We start from the raw sequence: 26,071 nt of genomic DNA on the forward strand, positions 1-26,071 counted from the left end.
CGGCGGTGGGCCGCCGGTGCGGCGGAAGACGAGGTTGACCAGCCCGCTCTGCAGTGAGGCGAAGGCGAACCTGCCGTGCTCATCGGCCACGGTCCGCTGCGTGCGGGCTCGCTCTCGCACCTCCACCTCTGCTCCGGGTTCGCTGGTCCAACCGTGCATCGACAGCTGACCGCCGCGGCCGGTCTCGACCGAGATGGTGGCGCTGAAGCCGTCCGAGGCGAAGGTGATCGTCGTCGCCCGGTCGTAGTCGTCCGATCGCACCCCCGCCAGAGGCGCGTCCGAGACCATGTTCGCGACCTCGGCCTCGAGCAAGGCCACGGTCAGGGCGAACTGGATCCGGTCGGTCATCCCCTCCGGCATCGGGTCGACCTCCTCGAGGCCGCGCCGCATCTGGGCCAGGATCTCGAGATCGATGTCGTCGATGGGCTGGTCGGCCAGGCGCTCGTCGCCGGTCATGACGTCACCCACGTCGGGTCGGCCTCGAGGGCGGCGCGCAACTTGGCCAGGCAGCGACCGCGGGTGGGACCGATGCTGCCGACCGGCATACCCAAGGCTTCGGCGATCGCGGCATAGTCCGGACGGTCGGCGAAGGCGATGACGGCGAGGAGCCGGCGACAGCGCTCGGACAGGTCCCGCACGTGCGTCCAGAGGACGTCCGAGACCCCCAGTTGCTCGACCAGTTGCACCGTGGGATCGACGGTCGGCATTTCCGGCATGGCGACCGGATCACTGACGATGTCCTTCGTGGACTTCCGGCCCACGCTCCACGCCTCCCGACGGACCGTCGTCACGAGCCACTTGAGCACGGCCCGGTCCTCGTCGATCCGGTCGATGTGCTGCAGCAGCCGCAGCCAACTCGTCTGGACGACGTCCTCGGCGGACGCCGTGGACAGTCCTTGGGCGCGCGCCACCCGCCAGAGCAGGGGTGAGACGCGTTCGACCATCTCGGCCATGAGAGAGGTGTCACCGCTGCGGTATGCCGCGATCGCAGCCGCGGTGACCGTCCCCAAGTCCCGGGTGGGCGCGTTCACGGCGCGTCCTGGAGGACTGCGGCGACCGCCTTCTGCGCTCGCTTGACGCGGTCGCTGTCGATCCGGCCGGCCTGATCGGCGGTCAGGGCCGCCGCGATCTCGCCGGCCAGGGCGGGCGTCGAGAACGACGTGCCGCTCCAGACCCCGAAGCCTCCGCTGAAGTCATCGCTGTCGCCGGTGCCGCGTGCCGGTTGTCCCGGTGCAGCCGGCTGGGCGAGCCCGCTGCGGCGGGAACCGTTGAAGGTGGTCGGCATCGTGCTGACAACGGACGCGCCGGCGCCATAGGCCATCACCCAGGAGCCGGTGTTCGACCAGATCGCCACCTCGTGCTCGGAGGTCGTGCGGGCACCGACGCTGACCATCGGGGCTCCCGGCAGGCCCGTGGCCGCAAACGCAGCCGGGAAGAACTCGACATTGCTGCCGTCGTTGCCTGCGCCCGCCACGACCACGACGCCGAGTTCGGAGAGGCGCCGCAGGGCCCCGATGAGGAGGGGCTCGGCCACGAATGCCCCTGGCGTCTCGTGGTGGTAGCCGAGGGAGAGGGAGAGGACATCCACGGGCCGCTCGATCCCGTCCTTGAGCGCCATTTCCTGACGGATCACGAGCGCGGCGAGTGCCCGGATGACATCCCGCTCGTCGGCCACACCGTCGCCGGCCATGACCGGGACGGACATGAGCGCGGCCGATGGCGCGTGCTGCCGGATGATGCCCGCGATGAAGGTGCCGTGACCCGCCAGCCGGTCCAGAGTGCCGTTGACCTGGTCGATCGTGACTCCCGTGATCTCGGGGTCCAGCCCCGCGGCATACCGAAGGCCGATCGGTTGGCCGAGGACACGAGGGTCACGGATGACCCCATCGCCGTCCGGGAACCACTTGTGCGTTCCCAGGCCGGTGTCGAGGACGGCGACCAAGGGGCCGTCGAGTTCGCGGCCCTGAGCCGGATCCGGGGCGGCCAGGTGCACCGGCCGGCAGCCGTTGCGCCCGCGCCCGATGCCGTCGGACCACCCGATCCCGTCGGACCACCCGATGCCGTCGGACCAGCCGATCCCATCGGACCACCCGATGCCGTCGGACCAGCCGATCCCATCGGACCAGCCACACGCGAACATTGCGTGGCTCAGACCCAGATTGGTCCCTGCGAGCCGGCCGTCCCGGCGGATCCGCAGGAGGGCCTCCCAGGCATCCGGAGGCCTCGACAGCTCACCCTTCTTGACGCTCAACCGCAGCACGGTCGGGTCGAAGGCGGCCACGGAATCAGACAGTCCGGCCTCGCGGGCAATCCCCGCCAGTCCGGACTCCTCGACGGTCACGGTCAGCCCGGTGATCTCCTCGATGACCGAGGCGGTGTCGGCGAGTTGGGCCGGGTCGCCGCCGACCAGCAGACAGTCGCCGACATACACGGTCGCGCTGATCGTCTGCCCACCTTCCGAGAGCGCGGTCGCCGGGTCGAGGAAGCGCAGACCCAGTCGATCGACCGCTGAGGCGGGTGCCCCGACGGCCGGGCGACGGCCCGTCGGTGGTGCCTTGCGCTCCGGGGGGCGGCGAGGGAAGGGAAGTCTCGGTGGGAACTCGACCGCCATCGTGCATCTCCTGAACTCGATGCTGAGAAGCCGTTGAGAGCCGGCCCGATGTGCCTCAGCGTAGGGGTGTCGCGGACACCTGTCAGGAGATGGCGAACGCTCGTCCTGATACAGCCCCAGAAGTCGGGCTCTCAGGGATGTATCAGGACGGGCTCACGGTGCTCTTCTCGATGGGTCGGCCAGGGGGTCCGACTCCGCCGAGGGGGCGGGAGGTCCTGCGAACCAGGGGTCGTGGGACCTCCCGAAGCGGCGTCGCTCGGGCTCAGGGCCGGCTGGCCGCCGCCCACGGGTCGTCACCGGCCGGGGGTGTCGACCACGCATCGGCCTCCGGTGTCGGCGTCGCCGCGGTCGACGAGATCGTCTCGGACGCCACCGTGCGCTGGGCGCGCAACCTGGCCGCAGTGGTCTTTGCGGCATCCCCGACCAGATCCGCGACAACCGGGGCCGCCTTGGTCCGGGCCGCCTCCTTGGCGCTCGCGACCTGCTTCTGCACCGGCTGGCTGTTCCACACCTTGCCGGAGACGGTCTTGATCTGGGCGTAGCGCTGCTTGCCCGCACGGGCACCCAACACATAGCCGGCAGCCATCCCGGCGAGGAATCCCAGCTTGCCCATCAGCACTCCTTGGTCTCGGCCTCCGACCCTACACAGCAAGGGTGCGCCCGCGGCATACGCTTGGGTCCGTCGTTCGGTATGCCGCGGGGCTGGCCGAGCGTTGGAGGGCTCGCATAGTGGCCTAGTGCGGCGGTCTTGAAAACCGCTATGGCGGCAACGTCATCGTGGGTTCGAATCCCACGCCCTCCGCTCGCTGGCGCGATCGGTGGCCGTAGGACCCACCACGCCCTCCGCTCGCTGGCGCGATCGGTGGCTATGGCGCCGCGCCCCATGCCGATGAACAGGGACACCATCTCCTCGTCATGATTGACCTGAGTGAACTCTGGATGTCGAACGCGCGAGTAACCCAGATCACTGATAAGTTCATCCGCGGTTGCACAACAGCAGTTCCTCGCAGCACAGCAAGAACACCCGCTGGCCACCGGTCAGCGGGTTGTTTTGGTTACACGGCGGTTCTCCGTCGGCATGGGGCGTACGTTGACAGACCACTGGGGGCGCGGAGGTCGCGTCTCCGAAGTGCTACAACAAGGAAAGAGTTACCCCACATGGCACAGGGCACCGTGAAGTGGTTCAACGCTGAGAAGGGCTTTGGTTTCATCGCCCAGGACGGCGGCGGCCCGGACGTGTTCGTTCACTACTCCGCCATCGACACCCAGGGCTACAAGTCCCTCGACGAGGCCCAGCGGGTCGAGTTCGAGGTCACCCAGGGTCCGAAGGGTCCGCAGGCCGACCAGGTCCGCCCCATCTGAGCGAGGACCTCACCAGTCTTCGACGAAGGCCCCCATCCGGTTTGCCGGGTGGGGGCCTTCCCTTGCGTCCGCGTGTTCCGTCGCTACAGCGACCGAGCACGCGGACGCAACGGGAGTGGTGGCGAGGTCACTCCGCGGTCGGTGCCGCGCGGTAGAGGTCCAAGAACGACCTGGCGATCGGGGCCGCCACCGAGCCGCCGGAACGCCCGTCCTCGACCAGCACCGCGAAGGCCAGGTCGCCCTGATAGCCGACGAACCACGCCCGCGTCTTGGGCGGCACCTCCGTGCCGTACTCAGCCGTCCCGGTCTTGCCGAAGACATCACCGCCGGGGGCACCCTGCAACGCCGTGCCGGACCCTTCGGTGACGACCGACCGCATCAGAGCCCGCGTCTGGTCCAGCGCCGGCTGGGGCAGGGCCGCCGGAGCCGGGGTGGTCGCGCCCGCGCCCACCTTCACGAGCGTGGGGGCGAGGAAGGCCCCGCGCGCCATCGATCCGGCCGCCACGGCCATCGACAGGGGAGAGACCTCGATGCGGCCCTGACCGATCACCGATGCCGCCAGGTCGGTGCCGGGCGTGGTCTCGGGGATCGACCCCTCGAAGGTGCCCGTGACGCCGATCCGGTCGGTCCACCCAGCACCGATCCCGAGTGCCTTGCCGCTGGCGGCCAGGTCGCCGGGGGCCAGGGTGCCGCTCAAGCCGATGAAGGCCGTGTTGCACGACAGGGCGAAGTCGCGGGCGAAGGTCACGCCGGTCGCCTCGCCACCCTCGAAATTGCGGAAGGACTTGCCGTCGACGGTGATGGTCGGCGGGCAGTCGACGACCGTCTCGGGCGTCACCAGACCCTTCTCCAGCAGAGCCATCGTCGACGCGACCTTGAAGCCCGACCCCGGCGCGTAATGGCCCGTCAGCGCGCGGTTCATCCCGTCGCCGGGGGAGTTGGCGGCAGCGACCACCTCTCCGGTGGCGACGTCGATGGCGACGATGGCCGACGGCACGGAACCGCCCGCGACGAGCGCCTTCTCGGCGGCGTCCTGCACGGCGACCGAGAGCGTGGTCCCCACGTCCTCGCCATCGACGGCGGCCTCCTCGAAGAGCACCTTGCCTGTCGAGGCCACGACTTGCAGCCCCGGCTTGCCGGCCAGGGTCTGGTCGTACTGCAACTGGAGCCCGGAGAGCCCGGCGCGGTCGCCCGCGGCATACCGGCCCTTCGAGGCGGTGACCAGGTCGGCAGTGACGGCACCGTAGGTGCCGAGCAGCGGCTGGCCGAAGGTGCGGGTCGGTGCCAGGGGCGCTTCCGATCGCGGATAGATCACGCCGACGAGCGCATCGAGGGCTGCCTTGCGGGCGTCGAAGTCGGCCTGGCGATAGGTGATGACGGGGATCGGGGCGGCCGACCCCGAGGCCTTGGCCGCCGCCAGCTTCGCCACGAGGGAGCCGGCCGGCTCGCCGGTGACACCTTCGAGTCCGGCGGCGGACTCGGGGGTCGCGCGGACCGGGTCGATCTGGACCGGATAGACCGAGGACATCGGCATCAGGGCGGCCCCACCGCGATCGAGGAGGTCCCCTCGCTTGGCCTGGACAGTCTTGATGCTCAGCGATGCGCCCTCGGGCAGGTCGGGGCTCCATCGCGACCCACCCTCGGGTGCGAGCACGACCCAGTGGCCACCCCGCTCGGCGAGGCTGACCGGCAGCGCGTACTTCCAGTGCCGGTCACCGGGCAGGGTCCAGTCGACGGTCAGCCGGGCGGTCGCCGTCTGCCCATCGCGGGCCAGGGACTCCGCGTTGGCGCTCACCGGGGCGGTCGCCATCCCGGCGACGGTCTTGGTGAAGTCCTCGGCAACCCCAGCGGTGTCGAAGGACACCCCGGTCATGGTCTTGGTATTCCACCCCTTGACGTATGCCGCGAGGGCCGACTTCGATCCCGCCTCGCGGTCCCGCTCGGTGGAGTACCACCGCCAGCCGACGGTGCCGACGACCGCGACCAGGGCCACGGCGATGAGGCTGGCGAGCAGGGCGGGACGAGAACGCATGGTCTCCAGTCAACCTGACCGGTCCGGCGGTCCGGCGCAGTGGATCGGCGCGTCGCCCGGTCCGGCGCCGATAGTCACAGGTGGCGACGACAACGCCGGACGGATCTGCACGTAATGCAGGGAACGCACAGACTGGATGCCTATCGTTGGGGTCGGACAGGGGCTGATGACGCCTGCGCGGGTGACCAGGGGCGCCCGCTGACGAGAGGGATTGGGCAGTTGGGTCGGTGGGATGACGGGTCGGACGATGTCCAACCCACACGTCGTGGCGCCCGGGGACGTCGTCGCGCCCGTGGCCCCCACCGCACTCACCGGCATCCGATTCTCAGAATGGCCGGCATCATCGCCGGCGTCCTGGTCCTCGCCCTCGTCGTCGTGACGGGTGTGGTGGTCTGGAAGCTCAACAACAATGTCCACCGGGTCGACGTGTCGATGGCCTTGGGCACCGATCGGCCCACGCAGGGAGCGGCGGCGCCCAACGAGAGCAAACCGCTCAACATTCTCGTGCTCGGGTCGGACACCCGGAAGAACCTCGATGACACCTCGACCTTCGGCCCCGACACCGTCGAGGGGGGCGATCATTCCGACACCAATGTCCTGGTGCACATCTCCGCTGACCGGAAGGCGGTCCTCGCCGTTTCCATCCCCCGCGACTCGATGGTGCCCGCGCCCAAGGACTGCAAGGCCGAGACCCCCAAGAGTCAGTGGGTGGTCCGCCAGTGGAACTACAACTACAACAAGGGTGGAGCGGGCTGCACGATCCGCACGCTCGAGGGCAACACGGGCGTCTTCGTCGACCACTACGCAGTCGTGAACTTCGAGGGCTTCCAGTCGATGGTGGACGCTCTCGGCGGGATCGAGGTCTGCACCCCGGTGGCCATCGACGACCCCGCGTCCGGCCTGGACCTCACCCCGGGACGGCATGTCCTCGACGGGTCGTCGGCGCTCGGCTACGTCCGCGCCCGCAAGACCTTGGGCGACGGGTCGGACATCAACCGCATCAAGCGGCAGCAGGCGTTCATGTCGTCGGTGGTGCAGAAGGCCGTGTCGACCGAGATGCTCAAGCGTCCCGACAAGCTCTACTCCTTCCTCAACGCGGCGACGAAGTCCCTGACGACCGACCCTGACCTGGGTCTGACCGAGATGGCCACCGTCGCCAAGAGCCTGCAGGACGTCGGCGCCGAGAACATCCAGTTCGTCACCGTCCCGACGACCGTCTACCAACCGGACCCGAACCGGGTGCAGTGGACCGACGACGCGGACCTCATCTGGGAGGCCATCCGCGGGGACCACGCCATCGGTGCCGCCCCGACCGCGAGCCCGTCCCCGACCGGCACCGAGTCGCCGGCCGCGCTGACCGTCACCCCCGACAAGATCGCTGTCCAGGTCCTCAACGGCTCGGGCGTTCGTGGGCTGGCCACGCAGGCGGTGGAGGCATTGCAGGTCCAGGGCTTCCGTCAGGTCACGCGCGGTGATGCGCCCGCCCAGACGACCGGTGTGCTCGTCGAGTACTCCCCGATGCAGGAGGACGCTGCGCGCACCGTCGCCGCGGCCTTCCCGGGCGCTGTCATGCGTCAGGCGTCCAGCCTGGGCAACACCGTCGTCGTCACTCTCGGTGTCGGTGCCCCGGACGTCGTCGAGGTGTCCAACCGGCTGGGCACGCAGCCATTGCCGACGCCGAGCATCAGTTCTTCACCGACCAGCTCGTCGAGCCCGTCGACCTCCGGCACGACATCGCCGAGCCCCAGCCCCAGCATCTCGACCCGGTCGGCGGACGAGAACATCTGCTCCTGACGCCTCGCCGATCACCACGGGCGGTCAGAACACAGGTGGTCAGAACAGACGGCCGGCGTCGTCGGCCGGTGGCGACTCCAGCGCCAGGAGGGTTCGCTTGCGATCGAGCCCACCGGCATACCCTGTGAGGGAGCCGTCCGACCCGACGACCCGATGGCAGGGCACGAGGATGCTCACGGGGTTGTGACCCACGGCCTGACCGACGCGTTGGGCCAGGTTGCGGTTGCCGAATTCGGCCGCGATGACGCCGTACGTCGTCGTCGCGCCGTAGGGGATCCTGGCCAAGCGGTCCCAGACCTGCTCGGAGAAGGCGTCGCCATGGGTGCGGACCGGTGTCGTGAAGGTCGTGAGCGACCCCGAGAGGTATGCCGCGAGCTCACCCGCCAAGGTCGTGAAGAGCCGGTCCCCGGTCGGCGGCACGTGGTGGCCGATCGTGCCGTCGGCCGGCGGGTGCCAGTGGGCGGGGAAGTAGAGCCCGATCAGGGCGTCCTGGCCGTCCAGGTCCTCGGCGACCGCGAGCAGGTCGCCGAGCGTCGTGCTCAGGGTCGTGTGGCGCCGGGTCACGACGGCATTCATCAACTTGCGCTGACGATCGTGACGATTTGTGTTCTCCACGTTCGGCCTCCAGCGGTTGAGGGGGCAGCAAGCATTGACGCCTGCCGGCCTGGTTCTGACCACCCGCGGCCGGATCTCGCAGTGGATGGATGGTCCCCGTTAACCTTTGACAAACCTTCGACAGTTCAGTCACTGTACCTCCTATGTCGTCGCACGTGAAGGATCGGGAATCGATCGCCGTCGTCGGTGCCGGTGTCGCCGGGCTGACCGCAGCCCACGTCCTGGCGTCCCGGCACGATGTCACCGTCTACGAGGCCGAGCCTCGGCTCGGAGGTCATGCGCACACCCATGACGTCAGGGCTCCCGACGGCAGCGTGGTGGCCGTCGACACCGGCTTCATCGTCCACAACGACCGGACCTATCCGCTCTTGCGCCGACTCTTCGCCGAACTTGAGGTGGCGGTGTCACCGACCGAGATGTCGATGAGCATCAGGCACGAAGAGACCGGGGTGGAGTACGCAGGTGGCCGCGGTGCGATCGGTTTCCTGGCGCGGCCCCGCCAGTTGGTGCGCCGGGACTACCGCCAACTCCTCCTTGGCGTTCGCCGCTTTCATCGGCTGGCGACCAAGTTCTTGGCGACTAGCGCCGAGGACGACCTGAGGACATACGGCGATTTCATTACCGCGTGCGGCTTCCCGCGTGCATTCGTCGAACTGTATGCCGTTCCGCTCGTCGCGTGTGTCTGGTCGACCGGTACCGATCGGGCGCTGGACCACCCGGCCCGCCACCTCTTCACTTTCCTGCAGCACCACGGCATGCTCGAGATTGGGAACTCTCCCCAGTGGCTCACTGTCGAGGGCGGGTCGCGCACTTATGTCGATGCGCTCGCGACCCGGCTCGACGATGTGCGCGTTGCCACGCCCGTGCGCCGCATCATGCGCCATGAGGACAGTGTGGAGATCGTGGACGCGACCGGCGGCAGGGCCACACACGACCGGGTCGTCGTCGCCACCCACTCGGACACGGCCCTCAACCTGCTCGCCGATGCCACACCACGGGAAAAGGACGTCCTCGGAGCCATTCAGTACTCAGACAACGAAACAGTGCTCCACCAGGACCTCACGCTGCTGCCACACACACGTGGAGTTCGCTCCTCGTGGAACTATCTCGTGCCGATGTCCTCGCACTCGTCAGCGCCTATCGTGACCTACTGGATGAACAAATTGCAGGGCTTGCCATCGAAGGTGCCACTCCTCGTCACCCTCAACGCGACCGACCGGATCGACCCCGCCAAAGTCATCGCTTCCATGACCTACAGCCATCCCGTCTTCGACGCCGTCTCCGTGGCGGCCCAGCGTCGGCTCCCTTCTCTTTCCGGTGGGCGCACCGCGTTCGCCGGCGCCTATCACGGTTGGGGGTTCCACGAGGACGGCTGCCGGTCTGGAGTGGCAGCGGCCGAAGCGCTGGGGGTGTCATGGTGAGCCGTCGCGCAGCAACCGATCCTTCGGCCGATCAGTCTGCCGCGGAGCAGGCTGGTCGTCTCCCTCAACTTCCTGCGGTGGTCGTGGGGCGGGTGCACCACGTGCGGTATCGGCCGATCCGGTATGCCTTCAATCACCGGCACCAGCAGTGGCTGATCGACCTCGACGCAGGCTCCGGCGTCCCCACGTGGCTCGGCAGACTCACCGATGTCCGACCGGATCAGCACCTCGACTCGCCGGCCACCTGGGCCGCCCTCAAGGAGCAGGTCCTGGCTATCGTCGCGGCAGAGGGTGTTGCTCTGCGCGATGTGGCTCGGGTCGTCATGCTTGCCCAGGCCCATGTCTTCGGCCACGTCTTCGACCCACTCACCACGTACTGGCTGCTGGGAGTCGACGGTCAGTTACGAGCGGCAGCGCTCGAGGTTCGCAACACTTACGGTGGACGGCATACCTACGTCCTCGTCCCGGACGGCCGAGGTCGCGCCGAGGTCGGCAAGGAGTTCTTCGTGTCGCCCTTCAACGACGTGTCAGGACGGTATGCCGTGCGACTTGCGCTCTCCCCCCAGCGGGTCGCCACCTCCGTGGCACTGCACGACGACAAGGGTCCGCTCCTGCTGGCCGCGACGTGGGGGAACCCGGTCCCCGCGACCAAGCGGAGAGTGCTCGCCGAGCTAGTGACCGCCCCCCTCATGGCGCAACGAGTCTCAATCCTCATCCGCTGGCACGGCATCCGCCTCTGGGCCCGAAGACTGCCGGTCCGTACTCCGTCGGAGGTTCACCGATGACTGCCCTAGACCCGTACCTGCCGGGCCTGACCGACGTGCGCTCGCGGGTCACTCGCGGTCGGGTGGCCAAGGCGTTGGTCGCGCGCGCCGTACGCGATCTCCCGGTTCGGGTCCGCTACCCCGGGGGCGAGGTTCTCGGCGGAGGTGATGCCACCTCGCCCGTCCTCGAGGTGCTCGACCCCGACCGGCTACATCGTCGGTTGGAGGCTCACCCGAAGATCGGTCTGGGTGAGGGGTACATGGCCGGCGAGTGGAGAGCCGCGGTAGGCAGCGACCTGGCCGACGCGCTCACGCCTTTCGCGGCCCGGCTTGCCACGATCCTGCCGCGACCGCTGTTGCGGCTGAGGGGTCTCGTGGATGTCGCACTTCCCCATCGTGACCGCAACACCCGCGAAGGATCGCGAGCCAACATCGCCGCTCATTACGACCTCTCCAACGACCTGTTTGCGACTTTCCTGGATGAGACGATGAGCTACAGTTCGGCACTCTTCGACGAGTCCCGACCCTGGGCCGAACAGACCCTGCGCGAGGCCCAGAGCCGCAAGATTGAGGCCGCCCTTGACGCGGCCGGGGTCGGCAGCGGCACCAAGATGCTGGAGATCGGAACCGGGTGGGGAGCGCTCGCCATGGTGGCTGCCGCCCGAGGGGCAAGGGTTACGACCATCACGCTGTCCCGCGAGCAGCACGCTGAGGCCGTGCGGCGAGTGGCCGACGCCGGGCTCACCGACCGGGTCGAGGTTCGGGTTCAGGACTACCGTGAGGTCGAGGGGCAATTCGACGTCATCGTGAGCATCGAGATGCTGGAGGCCGTGGGTGACGAGTACTGGCCGACCTACCTCAAGGCGATCGACCGCCTGCTCGCCCCTGGCGGGACCGCAATCGTTCAGTCGATCCTCATGGAACACGAGCGCTACCTGGCCACCCGCAACTCCTATGGGTGGATCCAAAAGTACATCTTTCCCGGGGGGCTCATCCCTTCCCTTGATGCCTTGTCATCGATCGCCCAGCAGCACACAACCTTGACCGTCACCGCCGTGCGCCCGTTCGGCCTGCACTACGCGGAGACGCTGCGTCGCTGGCGGCACGAGTTCGATCGGCAATGGCCATCGGTCAAGACGCTCGGTTTCGACGAAACCTTTCGCAGGATGTGGGAGTTCTACCTCGCCTACAGCGAAGCTGGTTTTCGCAGCGCCTACCTCGACGTCGCGCAACTCACCTTGGAGCGTCATTCATGACCGACTATGCCAAGTGCCGAGTCCTCGTCACTGGGGCGACGGGCTACATCGGTTCGCGATTGGTGCCCGAACTTCTCGAGCGCGGTTTCATGGTCCGGGTTCTGACCCGCAACCGCAGCAAGGTGGCCAGCCGTGCCTGGGTCGACCGGGTCGAGATCGTCGAGGGCGACGCCACGTCGAACGACGCGCTTGACAAGGCGTGTAACGGCGTTGACATCGCCTACTACCTCTTGCACTCAATGGATGGGGAAGGCGACTTCGTCGAGCGTGACCGAGAGTTGGCTCGACGATTCGGGTTGGCGGCGCAACGCGCCAAGATCGGCCGCATCATCTATCTCTCCGGCCTGCACCCTGAGGGTGAACTTTCCGATCATCTGGCGTCACGTGTCGAGGTCGGTCACCTCCTCATGGCAAGTGGAGTACCGACGGCCGTCCTGCAGGCAGCCGTCATCATTGGCTCCGGCTCTGCGTCCTTCGAGATGCTCCGCCACCTCACGACCCGTCTCCCGATCATGGTGACCCCAAAGTGGCTCGGCAACAAAATCCAGCCGATCGGCGTGGCCGACGTGCTCGACCTGCTCATCGCAGCTGTCGACCTTCCCCCAGAAGTCAATCGAGCCTTCGACATCGCTGGTCCGGACGTGTTGACATATCGCGAAATGATCGAGCGCTTCGCCGAGCGAACCGGGCTACGCCCCAGGAAGATTGTGACTGTGCCCGTCCTGACGCCGATGCTCGCCAGCCACTGGGTGGGACTGGTCACGCCTGTTCCGACCGGGCTTGCCAAGCCGCTCGTGGGCAGTCTGCTTCACGAGGTGGTCGCCGGTGAGGATGACCTTGGCGAGTTGACGGGCCGCCCCCGTTCCACGTTGGCCGGATTCGACGAGGCTCTGGGGCTGGCGGTGACAGCTCAGGACTTCACGCGGCGTCCGGAGGCTGGTTCCGTACACCCGGCCAGACTCACGGCCGCGGATCCCGATTGGGCGGGTCCTTGAATTTACTCGGTGAACTGTCAGCGTTTGCTCGCGCAGCCCTCCTTGCGCCTGTAGAGCGCGATCACTCGGAGTCGGATGAAGCCTTTCGGCGGCGTAGAGTCGTCGCGGCTCTCACGCTTGTCGTAGGTGCCTGCGTGCTTGCATGGGCGCTGCGCATCACTCCTGGTGACTCGCTTTTCTACGTTGCCACCCTTGCCCTTGCACTCGTCTGGGTACTCGGTGCGTTTGCGTCCGGTCGACTACACCTGGGACGCGCGCACCGTCGTGATGGCGGGTCGAGCCGGGCGGTGGTCCAGTCGCTCACTCTCGGACTGCTGCTGCTGGCGATCTTCCTCGTCGGGGCTGTCGCCGTCGCGCGGATCCCAGTTCTCCGCGAGCCCGTGGATCGGCTCCTCGCCCACGCCGCCTACGGCTCACTCTCAGTCGTGGCTGACAGCCGTCAACGGGGTAGCCGAAGAACTCTACTTTCGCGGCGCTCTCTATGCCGCCATAGGCCGACGGCGCGCCGTGACCATCTCGACACTCGTCTACACCCTGGTGACGGCTGCCGCAGGCATACCCCTCCTCGTTCTTGCCGCCGCACTCCTCGGTGTTGTTACTGGCCTGCAGCGCAGAGTGACTGGCGGGATTTTGGGCCCCGTCGTCACCCACCTCACCTGGTCACTGGGAATGCTCTTCCTCCTCCCAGTCGTCCTGGATGCAGCAGGCTGATCAGGGTTCCGCCCGGCGTCCTGTGGCTCCAGAACGGCAGCCACTGAACCGTCCGGAGGCCTACCTGGCCAACGCTTTGTACACGCTCTGTGCTGAGAACTGGGGCGCGTACGGGGTCCGCAAACTCCATAATGCGGCCGCGAGGGCGAAGGAGCGGAGAAGCACGGCAACGTAGTTCGCTGACGTTTCGGCGTGCGAATCGACCACGACCCCCGCAACAAACCTGTCCAGAACGCGCCGGAGGGTGCCATTCACGCCGTGAGCGTCCAAGGCCGTTCGAAGGCTGCAATCTGGACGCGTCATCGCATGTTGTGGCGAGGCGATCGAAGGAGCCAGCCAACGCGCCAGACCCACCAAGTCGCGAGTCGAGAGCAAGCCACTGGAGAGTGTCGCTGGCAGAAGGTGCGGGGCTCGCACGGGTCTGCGATTGTTTCGACTCCGTAGGACGTGCGAACCCGCAAGCCGGCATCAAACCTCTTGAGGTCGAGCGCGTCAATATCGATCGCCGATTTCACCTGCGGGTAACTCGGGTTGAGCACTTGGAATCCGCGATCACACCTGAAGCCGTCGATGACATCGGTTCTCACCCGGCCACCGACGGCGTCACTCGCCTCCAGCACGGTCACCGAAAGGCCGGCGTGCTCCAGCACGGAGGCGCATCGCAGGCCAGCCAACCCCGCGCCCACGATGACAACGTCGCTCTCTTGCAGGTCCCACATGGTGTCCTCCCAAGGCCAGTCTCGGGCCATCGTGGCCCGCAGGTGGGTATGCGCCGACGTGTTGATCAGCAGGCTGATGCGTGGAAATGCGGTGCGCCCTCTGCGGCATGAGTGATCAGGCGACCGATGACAGCGCCGAATCGCCGCAAAGGATCGCTGCCATGTGGTGAGGGTAGATGGCTTGTCTAACGTTTGTCGAATGTTCTGATAGAGTCACCGACGTGATCCCTCAAGCTCAGCGGTTCGGACGCGCTGCCGAAGTCGTCCTGGATCGGGCACTCGACCGTAGTGTGATCGGTGGCTTCTCGAACATCGGGTATGCCGTGCGCTCTCGCCTTCCACACTGGCCGGCAGACCCGTCACCCGAGGCCCTTGCTGGAGCAACCGCTGTTGTGACCGGCGCATCCTCGGGGCTGGGTGAGCAGACGGCCAGCGACTTGGCTGCCCTCGGCGCGGAGGTGCACCTCGTGGTGCGCGACGAGTCGAAGGGGAATTCGGTCAGGAAGAAGCTGCAGGCGCGGCATCCAAAGGCGCGGTTCCATGTGTGGCGCTGTGATCTGTCCGATCTCAACGACGTCTGGACACTTGGCGAAAGAATGGGCTCAAGCCTGACGAGCGTGGACGTGCTCATCCATAACGCCGGCGCGCTACCGGCCAAGCGAACTGAGTCCGCTCAAGGACACGAGTTGACGATGGCCCTCCATGTGCTCGGTCCGGTGGCTTTGACCGAAGCGTTGCTCCCGAGGCTGCGAGGGTCCTTGCGCGAACCACGCGTCATTTTCATCACGTCGGGCGGAATGTACACCCAGGCTCTCCACCTTGATGACCTCGAGTACACCCAAGGCAAATACTCGGGCGCAACTGCCTATGCCCGTAGCAAGCGGGCTCAAGTAGAACTCCTTGAGACATTCAGCCGCGCGTGGGCCCCTGTAAGGGTTTACGCAACGCACCCGGGCTGGGCGGACACCCCCGGAGTACAAGACTCGCTGCCCGCATTTCGCGCCGCGACCAAGCCGATTCTGCGCGACGCAGCAGCAGGTGCCGATACGACCGTTTGGCTCAGTGCCGTCCAGCCCGCGCCACGAACTGCCACTCTCTGGCATGACCGTCATTCCCGACCCACTCACATGCTGCCAACAACTCCTGCGAGCCGCGCCGATCGGGCACGTCTTTGGTTATGGGTGCGGCAGCAACTTCAGAAGTGACAAGAACGCATCAACCGATCGGAGAATGCCATGCGGCTCGAACGAACTGTTTATACGCCTCGTACTCCCACGGAAACCTTCACGTATCTGGCCGACTTCACCAGCACCAACGAGTGGGATCCCGGTACCGTGTCCACGACCCGCACGAGTGGCGACGGCGGCGTCGGGAGCACCTACCGAAACATCTCGCAATTCTTGGGTCGCAAGACCGAACTCACCTACACCACAGTAATTCTACGGCCCGATGAGTTCATCGAGCTGATGGGTGAGAACAAGACCCTTGTTGCTCACGACCAGATGACGATCACCTCCGAGGGCTCAGGCAGTCGTGTCGACTATGTGGCCGAGTTCGAGTTCAAAGGACTCACCAAGCTTTTTGCACCTCTGCTCCGACCCGCCTTCAACAAGCTGGGCGACGACGCACAGAAGGGCATGACCCAAGCACTTCGCTGAGTGCGATTTGACCGATGACATCTTTTCTTGTGACTGCGCCGCGACCTGCGCCGTGCCGACCATCCAGCACTGCTCCCGGCCGCTGACGACGGGTCGGTGCTCATTGTGGTCATCATTGACCCGGTGCTCTGGTCAGAGTGGCAGGCGGGTCCAGAACCTAGGACGGTTCACCAAGGGGCGGATTCTGAGCCATTGAGCCATCCCCAGTGGAGAGCCCTACGACCAGGTGCGTCCGTCGTGTGGGCCAGCTGGGGTTGACATTGCCAAGCTCTCTCGTCACGGACGGCCGCCCGGCTCGGCGCCGCCTTCGCCCCAGCGGATCTCGTGGACCCGACCATCGGCAGCCGCGTAGACAACCCGTCTCGTGGCGGCCCCCGGGACACAGAAGCCACTCGGCCGGTCGCGACGGGCTGGCGGGGCAAGTGCCACGCGCGTCAGGTCTGTCCAGGTCTGGGGACCCCCCGGAGACCATGCGATCTCGTGCAGTGATCCGCCTTTCCCGACGTAGGCAACGTGAAGGGTGCCGTCCGATGGGCAGAACCAGAGGTCCCCGTCGCACACCGCAGCCGGCGCTCCGGCAGCGGCGCACAGGTCGACCGACTGGGCGGGCTCGGCGCCCACCCACCAGATCAGGCGAAGCGATCCGTCGACCCCTCGATACAAGACGTTGTGCGCATTGAGGTGTGGCAGGTGGATGCCGACCGGCTCTCCTGCCGTTTCCGGCCCACCGCTCGCGCCCGACAGGTTGTCGTGTCCGGTCGGCCCATCGCTCCAGTAGAGCGAGTGAACGTGCCCGTCAACCCCTCGGTACAAGACGACGTTCTGGCCGCCGGCGCCCACATAGCCGAACGGGTCCCCTGCCGCAGTGGGCTCATCGCAGTACCCGGAGATGCGGGTGTGGGTCACCGCATCGTCGGTCCACCACAGCAGTTCGAGGTGACCGCCCTCGCTGCGATAGACGACGTGCGTCATCGCGCCGTTGAGGTAGCCGCTCGGATCGCCGACCGCTCGTGGCCCCCGACAGGAGCGCGAGAGACGGTCGTGGCCTGCAGCGCCCTCGCCGGTCAAGTAGGTCGACTCGATCTCATCATCGGCGGTCCGGAAGACCACGACCTGGCTCCCGCCGCTGTCGAGGTAGCCGCATGGGCGTCCCACGGCATGCGTCTGGGGCGGGCCGACGAGAACGCCACCTCCCTCGCCGGACGCGGTCTGCCACAACTCGACGAGCGAGCCGTCGGCGGTCGGATGGACGATCGATGTCGACACCCCGCCCTGCGCGACCAGCGTGGTCGGCGTCCCTGTGGCCGGGGGGTGTGCTACCCGGTCACTGCGTGGAACGAGTCGGTGCGAACGCGGGGGCAGGGGCGCCGTCACCTCCGCGAGCGATGCTGACCAGCCGCTCTCGTCGAGTCGTATTCGGGACACGAAGTCGATGCGTTCGATCACGTTGTCCCGCAGCCGGATGAGGCGGAATCCGCTGAAACTGACCTCTTGGTTCTCCCAGAGACCGACCGCACCGGTCTGCAACTGCAGCGGCTTGTGCTTGTCCCACCACGCTCGAGGATCGGTGGCCTGGTCCAGTGTGTCTGCGTACGGCGGGACGAAGACGACCTGCCGATGGCGTGCCGGCCCGGGCATCGGCCACGGCGACGCGCTCGCGACGGCGAGGTCGTCGATCTCCACGTACACCTTGTGCGTCGGCAGGTCCAGTCGACCGTCGGCCCGCTTGCCGATCTCATCGGCAATGACGGTGTCGTTGGGGTATGCCGCGCGCGGATTGCCCGTGTAGTGGTCCAGGTGGAAGACCGGCTCGCCCTCTTCCGCGCGGATCGAGATCTCATTGTGGTGGTGGGTGTGACCGGCGAGGACGAGGTCGGCCCGCCGTGACGTTCCAATCCCGGCGAAGGCGCTGATGAGGTCCTCTGTGCGGCCACGCGAGACGCCTTCATCGAGCAGGTCGCCGCTGCTCCCGCGGCAGAGGAATCCGGGCTCCGGGTCACCCTCCCGGCCGAACCACCGGGGATGCGTGCGGCGCACGTCAGGATCGCCTCCGGAGTGCCGCGCCACCCACCACGCTGCCTGCGCGGCTTGGGACGGACGGGTCGTCTCGCGAAGGAACCAGGGCATCTGACCACCGGCGAGATTGACCAGGGGAGCGTGCAGGGCCGCGATGACGACCCCCTCGGCCGGGGCCGATTCGAGGGCTGCGACGGCGACGGCATACGCCTCGTCGGACACCCCTTCGCAGTTCGGGGAGCCGCCGATGAGGGTCGTGGTGTCTTCGTCGCCATTTCCCCACCACTGCTTGAGCAGCTCCCACGCGCCGCCAGCGGTGCCGGAGGGGATGCCGACGTCGTGCGCGCTGTCGATGAGGACGATCCGGTGCGGGCCGAGTTCGACCACGTGGGGACCGATGTCGCACAGGGCTTCTCGGTGGGCGCGCATCTCGTGGTCAACCTCGATCATCGCCATCGCGCGGCCGGCTCCGAGGTTCGGGACGTGGCTTCGACCCGGGAAGTAGAGCTCGTTCCCCAACGCCGCGGCTTCCTTCTCGGTGATGCCGAGGTTGCTGAAGTTGCGGACGCGGGTGATGTCCGTGCGGACCTCGTTGACGTCGAAGACGAGGTGGTAGTGGTTCTTTCGGTAGTCGTGATTGCCCGGAGTGAGCAGGATCGGCACTCGCAACTCCTCGACGGCCGGGCAGGAATTGCTGGTGGAACGGCCCAGGAGGAGGTCCCTGAGGAAGCCGACATTGCCCAACCCTCTGCGGTTGTCGTCGCGTTCGTACTGGTAGTCGATGAGGTCACCGGTGGCCACGATGAGATCGAGGTGGCCCTCGTCGTGGAGTCGGTTCGCGTACTTGACGACGTGGCGGAACTGGTCGTTCATGTTGAGAAGGCGTTCATTGGCCTGCTCGTGCCCGGCGCGGGCGAGGGCGGCGGCGAAGCCGTCGATCCGGCGGGCCACGTGCAGGTCGGAGATGTGCGCGATCCCGAAGGTGTCCCAGACGCTCCGGTAGTAAATCGCGTGGGGGGCCACGGTCACCCAGTTGTGGGCGCCACGGATGGCGACATCGTAGAGGCGGCGTTCCTCGACGGAGGCAAGGAGTGGGATGACCCAGCCGTCTCCATCGGCCAGCGGGTCTGCGAGAAGGGCAGGGACGATCCGGGAGCGGTCGCCGTTGTCCCAGAGCGCGATCCGCCCCTCGAGGGCCCGTCGGACAGCGGTGGGGTCCGTCCCCGGCCCCGGCACACGGATCGCGCTCGGCAGCACGGTCGGTGGATCGCTCGGGGCCCGCGGCGGGAAATGCGGCCGTCCGAGTCCCGGCCAGGTGAAGCTGGCGATGATTTCGGAATCCGGGCCCAAGAGGCCACTCGCGCTCAGGGCGGTCGGTCCGATGGGCAGGTGGACGGTGTCGAGAGTGTCCATGTGCGCTCCTACGGGAAGTGTGCTCTGTTGAGCGATCAGTGGTGTGGTTGCCCCATGGACTCAGGACTCCTCAGTCGCCAGATATGGGTCCGAGAGAGCGCTGGTGAAGGCCTCGTCGAGGGACCGCACCGCGCGAATGGCCAGGCCGCTGGCGACGACGGTCAGTCCGACGCCGCCGAGCGTGGCGATCCGAAGGATGCGGTGTCGGGTTTGTGTGTTGCTCATCTACGTGGTCCTTTCGGTGGTGGCCGATCCGTTGCGGGCCGACGGGGTCACAGCGTGAGCGAGGGCCCTGTCACCGATCTGTCAGCCGGTCGGCCGTGCGTGACAGATCGGTGACGGCCTGGTTCGGGACGCTGCCTGAGGTCAAGAGCACCTCGACGAAAGGACAGCGTTGTGCACGCCCCCTCGACGGACCCCTTCTACGACACACCCGCCTCGATGCCCCGGTGCGGAGGCACCGTGCTCCGCACCCGGCCAGTCGTCGTGCCGGGGCTGACCTGCGCGGCCACCCAGGTTGTCCACACCACGGCAGCCACCAACAGCAGAACGATCGCCGTCTCCGGGACCGTCCTCGTTCCCGCCATGTCGTGGCGTGGACCGGGACCTCGGCCGGTCCTCTCGTACGGCGTCGGCGTCCACGGGCTCGGACGCGACAGCGCACCCAGCCACTTGCTCGCGACCGGCCTGGAGGGCGAACTCGCCTTCCTGGAGCTTGCCCTCAGCCGCGGCTGGTCGGTCGTCGTCACCGATGGTGAGGGCCTCGGCCTGCCCGGCCCCCACACCTACGGAGCTGGCCGCGTCGGGGGGCGGGCGATGCTCGACATCGTCCGGGCAGCCGTCGCCGGCGTGGACGGAGTGGAGGCCGGCGCTCCCGTGCTGCTCTGGGGGTACTCCGAAGGAGGTCGCTGCGCAGCGTGGGCCGCCGAGCATCAGCCCAGCTATGCGCGCGATCTGACCTTGGTCGCCCTCGCGGCCGGTGGAGTCCCGACCGACCTCGCGGCCGTCGTCGAGGCGATCGACGGTGGACCCTATTCCGGTCTCGGCCTGGCCGTCCTCGTAGGCCTGGCCCACGCTCACGAGGACCCTCGGCTGTGGGACATACTCAACGCGCGAGGCCGAGCAGCCGCCGCGGTGGCCGCCACCCTCGACGTGACGGGACTCGTGGTGTCCCACCCGGAACCGATGGCGGCCTGGACGACGCGTGAGCGTCCGTGGGAGGACCCGCTCTGGGCAGCGCTCCTGCGGGCTGAACGCAACCCCGGCGGCACCCCCGAGGTGCCGGTTTACCTCTACCACGCAAAGGGTGACGACATCGTGCCCGCCGAGTTGAGTCGTCAGCTCGCCGCGGCCTACGAAGCCATGGGCGTCCACGTGACCCATGTCGAACTGGACTCCGGGGATCACCTCACCGGTGCCGTTGACGGGGCCGACGCAGCGATCACCTGGCTGGCCGAGCAACTCGACGCACATCTCGACCTTCACCGCGATCGATCGGCCGAGCCAGACACGGCCGACGAGCTGATGGTGAGGTCCACGGCATGACCCGGGTCTGTCGGGCACACCGAGGCGATTCCGCGCTCGATCACGATCCATCCCTCGGGGCGCAGGTCCTCGAAGGCCCACCTCGCACCCTCGGTTGGGACACCTCCAAGTCCTGGCGACCGTGCGGGGCTGACAACCCGGTGGCCGTGGGCCCTCGTCGGGTGGTTCCATGGACGGGTGCGGATTCGAGTCCTCGGCCCGGTCGAGGTCGAGACCCCAGCTGGCCGGGGACCAGTGACCGGTCAGCGACCCAGGGACGTGCTCGCGGTCCTCGTCCAACGGCGCGGGCGCAGCGTCCCCCCCGAGGTTCTCCTGGACCTGGTCTGGGGCGACGCTGCCTTGGGTCTCAACCCGACCGCGGTCCACACCGTCGTCGCTCGCCTGCGTCGGCAACTGTCGGCCCCCGACCTCGTCCGGACCGGTAGGGAGGGCTACCTCCTCCCGCTGGAGGTCGATGTCGACGCGGTCGACCACGAGCACCTGATCAGGAGCGCCCGTGACCTGCGCTCGGCCGGGCAGGTCGATGAAGCCGTCCGTCGGTACCGTCGGGCGCTGGCCCTGTGGTCTGGGCCTTTGGCCTACGAAGGTGTCACGGATGAGCTGGTCCTGGCGGAGCGGACGCGCCTCGAGGACGCCAAGGCCACCGCGAACGAGCAGTTGGCCACCCTCCTGCTCGAGGGCGGGACGGTCCCGCATCTTGAGGAGGCGCTGGCGGTCGCGAACGACCTGGTCGGTGAGTTCCCGCTGCGGGAGGGGCCCACCAGGTTGGTCATGCGAGCGGCCTACGCGCTGGGGAGCCAAGCGGAGGCGCTGCGCGCCTATGCCGACCTGCGCACCCGGCTCCGGGAGGAGTTGGGCATCGATCCCAGCCCCCCGACGCAGGCCCTGCACGCCCAGGTGCTGGCCCAGGCCGAGTCACTCGTGGCGCCCGCTCGCCCCGAGCACCGCCGGATCACCACCGCGATCCCGGTGCCGGCGTCCGAGACCATCGGGCGGGAGGAGGACCTGGAACGGCTCCGGAGGTGGCGGGAGGCGGGCCACCGGTTGCTCACCCTCGTCGGTCCGGGCGGAGTGGGTAAGAGTCGGTTGCTGCACGAACTTGGCCGTGAGGTCAGTGGGGAGTTGGTCTACGTCGACCTGTCCGGACTCACGGAAGCCTCCGCGCAGGAGGTCGCCGCGGCGATCTGCATCGAGTACCGCCTCGGAGCGGCCGGCCCGGACCCGGTCGCCACCTTGAGCGCCGCGCTGACCCGGGCCCACCTCACCGTGCTCGTCGACGAGGCGGAGTGGTCGTCCACGGCCGTGGCGACGATCGCGCGGGTGCTCCTGGAGCATTGCCCCGGCGTGTCCATGGTCATCACCTCACGCACCCCGCTGGGAGTGCCGGGCGAACGGCTCGTACCCGTCGAACTCCTTGACTGCCCTCAATCGGGCGAGGCAGGTGCCCTGGCCCGGACCCTTCCCGCCGTTCGATTGCTGGAGGCACGGTTGACCGACCGCGCGCCCGGGCTCCTCATCACCGACGACGATGGCGACCAGCTCGGCCAGATCGTCCGTGACGTCGACGGACTCCCGCTCGGCATCGAACTCATCGCCGGACAGGCCGCGACCCGCTCTTTGACCGAACTCAGTGAGCTCACCTCGCGGCGCCTCGACGTCGAGGACGACCGGGCAACGGGCACTGATCGGCATCGCTCACTGCGCGCGCTCGCGCAGTCCGGGATCGACCGACTCGGGCCTGCCGAGCGCGCCACCTTTCGTGGCGTCGGCGTCTTCCGCGGATCCTTCACCGCGGACGCCGCACGAGTCGTGGTCGGAGACGCCGCCACCGACCACATCCTGCGGGCGCTGGCCCGCGACGCCATCATCCAGTTGGACCGGCGCGGCCCTCGGGTGCGGTTCCGCCTGCTTCGCACCATGCGCGACCTGGCGCTCGAACTTGTCGCCGAGACCGGTCCGGACGAGCTCGCCCGTCTGCAATCTCGCCATCGCGAGTGGTATGCCGATCGCTGGCGAGGTGTCCCCTTCCACGACGAGATGCTCAAGGAGGTCGAGGACGGATTCGAGGACTACCTCCAAGCCCTGGAGAACGCTCTCACGTGCCGTGATGCACACAGCGTGGCCGGGCTCGGGGTAACTCTGGGCTGGTACTGGCTCTTCCACGAGGCAGCGACCACGCCCTGGCTGGATCGCATCCTGCGCTCGAGCCTGCTCAGTCCCGCCGACCACGCCAAGATCGCGCTGATGCAGCGCTCCCTCGATGAATCGCTGACGCCACACGTCACGGCGCCCGACGCAGCAACGACGAAGGCCCTACTCGCCGACGACCCCGCGTGGTCCGTTCTGGCCGGTCTCGTCGAGAGCATCGGCGCGTACGTCGTCGGCGACGTCGACACTGCGCTCCTCGAGGCTGAGGCTCTCCTCGAACCCGCGGCAACCACCGCCGCCCACGCCCTACCCGAAGTCCTCGCCACCGTGGCCGTCATGAGAGCCACTGCTGGACGGCACGACGCTGCGCTGACGGCGGCCGAGGAGGCTTGGCACCTCATCGGCTCCTCGCCCGGCGTCATTCAACTCAGTGCCGTGGTCGCCAAGATCGGTCTCGCCCTGCTCGACGCCGGGCATCCATCACGGGCGCTCGCGATCCTCACCAAGGCCATCGACGACGCCGATCGGCGGTTGGGAGTCGAGCCCAGCGGCACCTTGCTTCTCAACGCCGGCTGGGCAGCCCTGGACTGCGAGGTCCCCGAGCAAGCGGCATATTGGTTCGACCGCGCACTCAACGAGAGCCCGCGCGTCGTGCAGTTCTTCCTCGCCGAGGCAGCATCCGGGGCATCGGCCACCCTGTGCCGATTGGGCGTCCCGGGCGCGCGCGGGCACAGTGCAGCCGCCGCTGAGTTGTGCCGCCGGCAAGGTGTACCCGTCTTTCCCCGGCTGACGGCAGCCGTCGATGCCGCCGCCGCGTCGACAGGGGGTGCGGACGGAGACCTGGAGGGAGGTCACGACGTGAGTCGCTGGGTCGCCGTGCGTGACGACGAACTCATCCTCCCGATCTGTGAGGCGATCCAAGCGGTCCGGCAACGGACCCGGCCCTGAGTCGAGTCAGGGCCGCGTCGTGGCCGCCGAACCAGCCCCAATCAGCCTGCCCGAGGAAGGGTGCCGTCGGCCGGCTCTCGCGTACGCAGGTGGGCGAGCAGCCGCGAGACCGGGATCCACAACTGTTCCGGGTCGTCGACGTTGGTGAGGACTCCAGCTTCTGCCAACGGCTTTCGCGCGGGGTCGTTGTCACGTCGGACGCAGAAGAGGAGGAACTCGACGCCGGCCAGGGCAGCGCTTTCCGTGACGGCCTGCATCAGCGCGCGACCGATGCCGCGCCGGTGATACGCGTCCACGACCTCGACGGCGACATCCGCGCGCTGGGGGTGCGCGGCATACCTGACCCAGCGACCGATACCCACGGCCATGCCGTCCACAGACGCGACGAACGCCTCGTGGCGACCCTCTTCCTGCGCGGTCAACTGCTCGACCATCAATGTGGTGAGGCGTGGCAACGGCGCGTTGAACCTCAGGAAGCGAGATTGGGCTGAGAGCCCGTCGAAGACCTCGATCAGCGGTTCGACCTCGCCGGCTCGCAGTGGTCGTACCGACGGTGCGCTGGGGTGGGTGGTGGGCATGACATTCCTCCGATGAACGATTGCCCACAGGGTTGCTCCACGGTCTGTCGCCAGCCTGTCGCCAGCCTGTCGCAGACCTGACACGGCGAGTTCGTGGACCAACCGGAACCCTGTTGTGGGAGCACACTCATTGGCTGGGTAGTCACTCCCGGCATCCAGACAAGTGTGCTTCGCCCACGGCTGGTCCGACACGTATCCGACACGCCACGCAAACGGTAAAGACCTCCGACCTGCGTTGGCGCAGGTCGGAGGCCACTATGCGGTGGCGGAGGCGGAGGGATTTGAACCCTCGATGGGCGTTTAACCCAAACCGCATTAGCAGTGCGGCGCCATAGACCGGACTAGGCGACGCCTCCAGTGCCCCGTCAGGGTAGCCGTCACGCGCCACTGCGAGCAAAGTGACCACGACGTGATCGGACGGACAAGCTGTGTCCACCTGATCAATGAGGACGGTGACTTCCTCGTCGTGGGTTACTGACGATCCTGCGGAACATCCAGTAGCGCATCAGGACGTACTTCACTGCCGTCGAGGTGGAGGTCGCCACCGCGACGGCCGCCACTTCGACCCAGCGCGGGGCGCCCGGCCACTCGGCCGCCAGCAGGTGGAGTCCGCCGGACGTCAACGTCCAGGTCAGCGCGAAGACAAGGAAACCCTGCGGCTGGTGCGTCGCGGCGCCTTTGGCGCCAGTGACACCGAAGGTCCACCGCCGGTTGGCCCACGTGTTGGCGACGGTGGCGACAGCCAGGGCTGCGGTGTTGCTCCATTGCGCCGACCACTGCTCGCGCAGCGCAGCGAACGCTCCCAGGTGCAGGATCGTCGTCGCGGCGCCGATGGCGAGGAAGAGCAGCACGAGGCGCAGTTCCGGCCGGATCGTTCCGGGCTCGGCCGCTCCGGTGGATCCCGGGTCTCCCTCGGCCACGTCTGTCGTCGTCCGGCGCTCGACGAGGGTCATGACGCCGTGCCCGCAGTGCTCAATGGCTGGGTGAGGTCGTACATCGTCGTGCCGCCGATGCTCACCTGGGTGAAGTTCGCCTGCACCCAGGAGCTGATCTCATTGCCGGAGTTGCCACCGCCGTTCTGGCCGCGGAAACCTCCACCGCCCATGAAGTAGTGGATGTCCCCGGACGCCACATACCCCTTGAACTCATCGAGGGTGGGGCTGGGGTCCGAGCCGTTGAAGCCGCCGATCGGCATGACCGGTTCCCCGCTGCCGAGTTGCAGGCCTGCGGCGTTCTGGGAGCCGACGGTCGCCGCGGCCCATCGATAGCTGCTCGCATCGGCCCGCAAGGCAGCGACCACCTCGGCGCTGGGAGTGCTCGCGTTGAGCAGGCCGCCCATGCCGTTCGCGCCGGCCCGGCCACCGGTTTGGCCGCTCCCTCCCGGGAAGCCACCGGGCGGCATACCACCGGGCATTCCGCCGGCCAACCCGCCGGGCGCTCCACCCGGGAACCCGCCCCGCGGCATACCGCCGCCGGGGACGCCAC

Annotated in this window: 24 protein-coding genes and 2 tRNA genes; 12 read left to right on the forward strand and 14 right to left on the reverse strand. The window is 67.8% G+C overall.

The genetic code is table 11. The features are described from left to right. The 4 genes from BN10_RS17285 to BN10_RS15655 all read right to left on the reverse strand — a co-directional run. Positions 1–456 (reverse strand): hypothetical protein (locus tag BN10_RS17285; protein ID WP_198014022.1); only part of this gene is annotated, 456 nt, incomplete at its 3' end. Then, a complete protein-coding gene (locus BN10_RS06790; RefSeq protein WP_010850464.1) occupies positions 453–1,031 on the reverse strand; it encodes an RNA polymerase sigma factor in 579 nt (192 codons plus the stop codon). The genes BN10_RS06790 and BN10_RS17285, both read right to left, overlap by 4 nt. After that, positions 1,028–2,611, reverse strand: a complete 1,584-nt coding sequence (locus BN10_RS06795; RefSeq protein ID WP_010850465.1) for a S8 family peptidase — start codon at positions 2,609–2,611, stop codon at positions 1,028–1,030. The genes BN10_RS06790 and BN10_RS06795 overlap by 4 nt, the downstream gene beginning before the upstream one ends. A gap of 262 nt (positions 2,612–2,873) precedes the next feature. After that, positions 2,874–3,224 (reverse strand): hypothetical protein, encoded by a 351-nt coding sequence (locus tag BN10_RS15655; RefSeq protein WP_010850466.1) that lies wholly within the window; start codon positions 3,222–3,224, stop codon positions 2,874–2,876. Between the two features lie 102 nt (positions 3,225–3,326). On the opposite strand from BN10_RS15655, the gene BN10_RS06805 reads away from it, so the two are divergent. Both BN10_RS06805 and BN10_RS06810 read left to right on the forward strand, forming a co-directional pair. Then, positions 3,327–3,413, forward strand: a tRNA-Ser gene (locus tag BN10_RS06805). 356 nt (positions 3,414–3,769) lie between these two features. Further along, a complete protein-coding gene (locus tag BN10_RS06810) occupies positions 3,770–3,973 on the forward strand; it encodes a cold-shock protein (protein ID WP_010850467.1) in 204 nt (67 codons plus the stop codon). A gap of 127 nt (positions 3,974–4,100) precedes the next feature. On the opposite strand, the gene BN10_RS06815 is transcribed toward BN10_RS06810, so the two are convergent. Further along, entirely contained in the window at positions 4,101–6,005 is a 1,905-nt protein-coding gene (locus tag BN10_RS06815) for a penicillin-binding transpeptidase domain-containing protein (RefSeq protein WP_010850468.1), read from the reverse strand. Between the two features lie 330 nt (positions 6,006–6,335). Between BN10_RS06815 and BN10_RS06820 the strand changes: the two genes are divergently transcribed. Then, a complete protein-coding gene (locus BN10_RS06820) occupies positions 6,336–7,799 on the forward strand; it encodes an LCP family protein (RefSeq protein WP_010850469.1) in 1,464 nt (487 codons plus the stop codon). A 39-nt stretch (positions 7,800–7,838) separates the two neighbouring features. Here the strand turns inward: BN10_RS06820 and BN10_RS06825 are convergent, their stop codons facing one another. After that, entirely contained in the window at positions 7,839–8,414 is a 576-nt protein-coding gene (locus tag BN10_RS06825; RefSeq protein WP_010850470.1) for a methylated-DNA--[protein]-cysteine S-methyltransferase, read from the reverse strand. A 143-nt stretch (positions 8,415–8,557) separates the two neighbouring features. On the opposite strand from BN10_RS06825, the gene BN10_RS06830 reads away from it, so the two are divergent. The 4 genes from BN10_RS06830 to BN10_RS06845 all read left to right on the forward strand — a co-directional run bounded on the left by BN10_RS06830 (position 8,558) and on the right by BN10_RS06845 (position 12,850). Continuing rightward, on the forward strand, positions 8,558–9,835 hold the full coding sequence (locus BN10_RS06830) for an NAD(P)/FAD-dependent oxidoreductase (RefSeq protein WP_010850471.1): 1,278 nt from the start codon (positions 8,558–8,560) through the stop codon (positions 9,833–9,835). 77 nt (positions 9,836–9,912) lie between these two features. Beyond that, positions 9,913–10,620, forward strand: a complete 708-nt coding sequence (locus BN10_RS06835; RefSeq protein WP_040751025.1) for a DUF1365 domain-containing protein — start codon at positions 9,913–9,915, stop codon at positions 10,618–10,620. Further along, positions 10,617–11,855, forward strand: a complete 1,239-nt coding sequence (locus BN10_RS06840) for an SAM-dependent methyltransferase (protein WP_010850473.1) — start codon at positions 10,617–10,619, stop codon at positions 11,853–11,855. The genes BN10_RS06835 and BN10_RS06840 overlap by 4 nt, the downstream gene beginning before the upstream one ends. Continuing rightward, entirely contained in the window at positions 11,852–12,850 is a 999-nt protein-coding gene (locus BN10_RS06845) for an NAD(P)H-binding protein (RefSeq protein WP_010850474.1), read from the forward strand. Before BN10_RS06840 ends, BN10_RS06845 begins: the two co-directional genes overlap by 4 nt. 239 nt (positions 12,851–13,089) lie before the next feature. Here BN10_RS06845 and BN10_RS18055 read toward each other — a convergent pair whose 3' ends face one another. Then, complete coding sequence (locus BN10_RS18055) at positions 13,090–13,251, reverse strand: hypothetical protein (protein ID WP_324603541.1); 162 nt, start codon at positions 13,249–13,251, stop codon at positions 13,090–13,092. An 88-nt stretch (positions 13,252–13,339) separates the two neighbouring features. Here BN10_RS18055 and BN10_RS18060 point away from each other — a divergent pair, with 88 nt between their 5' ends. Beyond that, complete coding sequence (locus BN10_RS18060; protein ID WP_324603535.1) at positions 13,340–13,561, forward strand: CPBP family glutamic-type intramembrane protease; 222 nt, start codon at positions 13,340–13,342, stop codon at positions 13,559–13,561. Positions 13,562–13,860: 299 nt separating this feature from the next. Here the strand turns inward: BN10_RS18060 and BN10_RS18260 are convergent, their stop codons facing one another. After that, positions 13,861–14,310 (reverse strand): FAD-dependent oxidoreductase, encoded by a 450-nt coding sequence (locus BN10_RS18260; RefSeq protein ID WP_084310960.1) that lies wholly within the window; start codon positions 14,308–14,310, stop codon positions 13,861–13,863. A 191-nt stretch (positions 14,311–14,501) separates the two neighbouring features. Here BN10_RS18260 and BN10_RS16275 point away from each other — a divergent pair, with 191 nt between their 5' ends. After that, positions 14,502–15,485 carry an SDR family NAD(P)-dependent oxidoreductase gene (locus BN10_RS16275; protein ID WP_198014023.1) on the forward strand — a complete coding sequence of 328 codons (984 nt, stop codon included), beginning with the start codon at positions 14,502–14,504 and terminating at the stop codon, positions 15,483–15,485. A gap of 30 nt (positions 15,486–15,515) precedes the next feature. Beyond that, positions 15,516–15,938, forward strand: coding sequence for an SRPBCC family protein (locus tag BN10_RS06855; protein WP_010850480.1), 423 nt, complete (start codon positions 15,516–15,518; stop codon positions 15,936–15,938). Positions 15,939–16,214: 276 nt separating this feature from the next. Here BN10_RS06855 and BN10_RS06860 read toward each other — a convergent pair whose 3' ends face one another. Beyond that, complete coding sequence (locus tag BN10_RS06860) at positions 16,215–19,367, reverse strand: metallophosphoesterase (protein WP_010850481.1); 3,153 nt, start codon at positions 19,365–19,367, stop codon at positions 16,215–16,217. A gap of 60 nt (positions 19,368–19,427) precedes the next feature. Beyond that, the gene (locus tag BN10_RS16800; RefSeq protein WP_010850482.1) at positions 19,428–19,592 is read right to left on the reverse strand and encodes a hypothetical protein; all 165 of its coding nucleotides are present in this window, start codon (positions 19,590–19,592) and stop codon (positions 19,428–19,430) included. Between the two features lie 171 nt (positions 19,593–19,763). Here BN10_RS16800 and BN10_RS06865 point away from each other — a divergent pair, with 171 nt between their 5' ends. Both BN10_RS06865 and BN10_RS06870 read left to right on the forward strand, forming a co-directional pair. Continuing rightward, entirely contained in the window at positions 19,764–20,912 is a 1,149-nt protein-coding gene (locus BN10_RS06865) for a lipase family protein (protein ID WP_010850483.1), read from the forward strand. Between the two features lie 177 nt (positions 20,913–21,089). Next, positions 21,090–24,008 (forward strand): BTAD domain-containing putative transcriptional regulator, encoded by a 2,919-nt coding sequence (locus BN10_RS06870; protein WP_010850484.1) that lies wholly within the window; start codon positions 21,090–21,092, stop codon positions 24,006–24,008. Positions 24,009–24,049: 41 nt separating this feature from the next. On the opposite strand, the gene BN10_RS15665 is transcribed toward BN10_RS06870, so the two are convergent. The 4 genes from BN10_RS15665 to BN10_RS06890 form a co-directional block, all read right to left on the reverse strand. Then, the gene (locus BN10_RS15665) at positions 24,050–24,586 is read right to left on the reverse strand and encodes a GNAT family N-acetyltransferase (RefSeq protein ID WP_010850485.1); all 537 of its coding nucleotides are present in this window, start codon (positions 24,584–24,586) and stop codon (positions 24,050–24,052) included. A gap of 263 nt (positions 24,587–24,849) precedes the next feature. Then, a tRNA-Ser gene (locus BN10_RS06880) sits at positions 24,850–24,942 on the reverse strand. A gap of 84 nt (positions 24,943–25,026) precedes the next feature. Further along, positions 25,027–25,506, reverse strand: a complete 480-nt coding sequence (locus tag BN10_RS06885; protein ID WP_198014024.1) for a GtrA family protein — start codon at positions 25,504–25,506, stop codon at positions 25,027–25,029. A 29-nt stretch (positions 25,507–25,535) separates the two neighbouring features. Next, positions 25,536–26,071 (reverse strand): mannosyltransferase YkcB-related protein (locus tag BN10_RS06890; RefSeq protein WP_456153900.1); only part of this gene is annotated, 536 nt, incomplete at its 5' end.

It is taken from the genome of Phycicoccus elongatus Lp2, assembly GCF_000367525.1.
Lineage (GTDB): Bacteria > Actinomycetota > Actinomycetes > Actinomycetales > Dermatophilaceae > Phycicoccus_A > Phycicoccus_A elongatus.

Excerpts from the sequence above, each read along its gene's own strand:
- BN10_RS06815 (WP_010850468.1), bottom strand. The coding sequence starts at position 6,005 with ATGCGTTCTCGTCCCGCCCTGCTCGCCAGCCTCATCGCCGTGGCCCTG.
- BN10_RS06855 (WP_010850480.1), top strand. The coding sequence starts at position 15,516 with ATGCGGCTCGAACGAACTGTTTATACGCCTCGTACTCCCACGGAAACC.
- BN10_RS06845 (WP_010850474.1), top strand. The coding sequence starts at position 11,852 with ATGACCGACTATGCCAAGTGCCGAGTCCTCGTCACTGGGGCGACGGGC.
- BN10_RS06820 (WP_010850469.1), top strand. The coding sequence starts at position 6,336 with ATGGCCGGCATCATCGCCGGCGTCCTGGTCCTCGCCCTCGTCGTCGTG.
- BN10_RS06860 (WP_010850481.1), bottom strand. The coding sequence starts at position 19,367 with ATGGACACTCTCGACACCGTCCACCTGCCCATCGGACCGACCGCCCTG.
- BN10_RS18260 (WP_084310960.1), bottom strand. The coding sequence starts at position 14,310 with ATGGCCCGAGACTGGCCTTGGGAGGACACCATGTGGGACCTGCAAGAG.
- BN10_RS16800 (WP_010850482.1), bottom strand. The coding sequence starts at position 19,592 with ATGAGCAACACACAAACCCGACACCGCATCCTTCGGATCGCCACGCTC.
- BN10_RS06810 (WP_010850467.1), top strand. The coding sequence starts at position 3,770 with ATGGCACAGGGCACCGTGAAGTGGTTCAACGCTGAGAAGGGCTTTGGT.
- BN10_RS15665 (WP_010850485.1), bottom strand. The coding sequence starts at position 24,586 with ATGCCCACCACCCACCCCAGCGCACCGTCGGTACGACCACTGCGAGCC.
- BN10_RS06830 (WP_010850471.1), top strand. The coding sequence starts at position 8,558 with ATGTCGTCGCACGTGAAGGATCGGGAATCGATCGCCGTCGTCGGTGCC.
- BN10_RS06795 (WP_010850465.1), bottom strand. The coding sequence starts at position 2,611 with ATGGCGGTCGAGTTCCCACCGAGACTTCCCTTCCCTCGCCGCCCCCCG.
- BN10_RS15655 (WP_010850466.1), bottom strand. The coding sequence starts at position 3,224 with ATGGGCAAGCTGGGATTCCTCGCCGGGATGGCTGCCGGCTATGTGTTG.
- BN10_RS06840 (WP_010850473.1), top strand. The coding sequence starts at position 10,617 with ATGACTGCCCTAGACCCGTACCTGCCGGGCCTGACCGACGTGCGCTCG.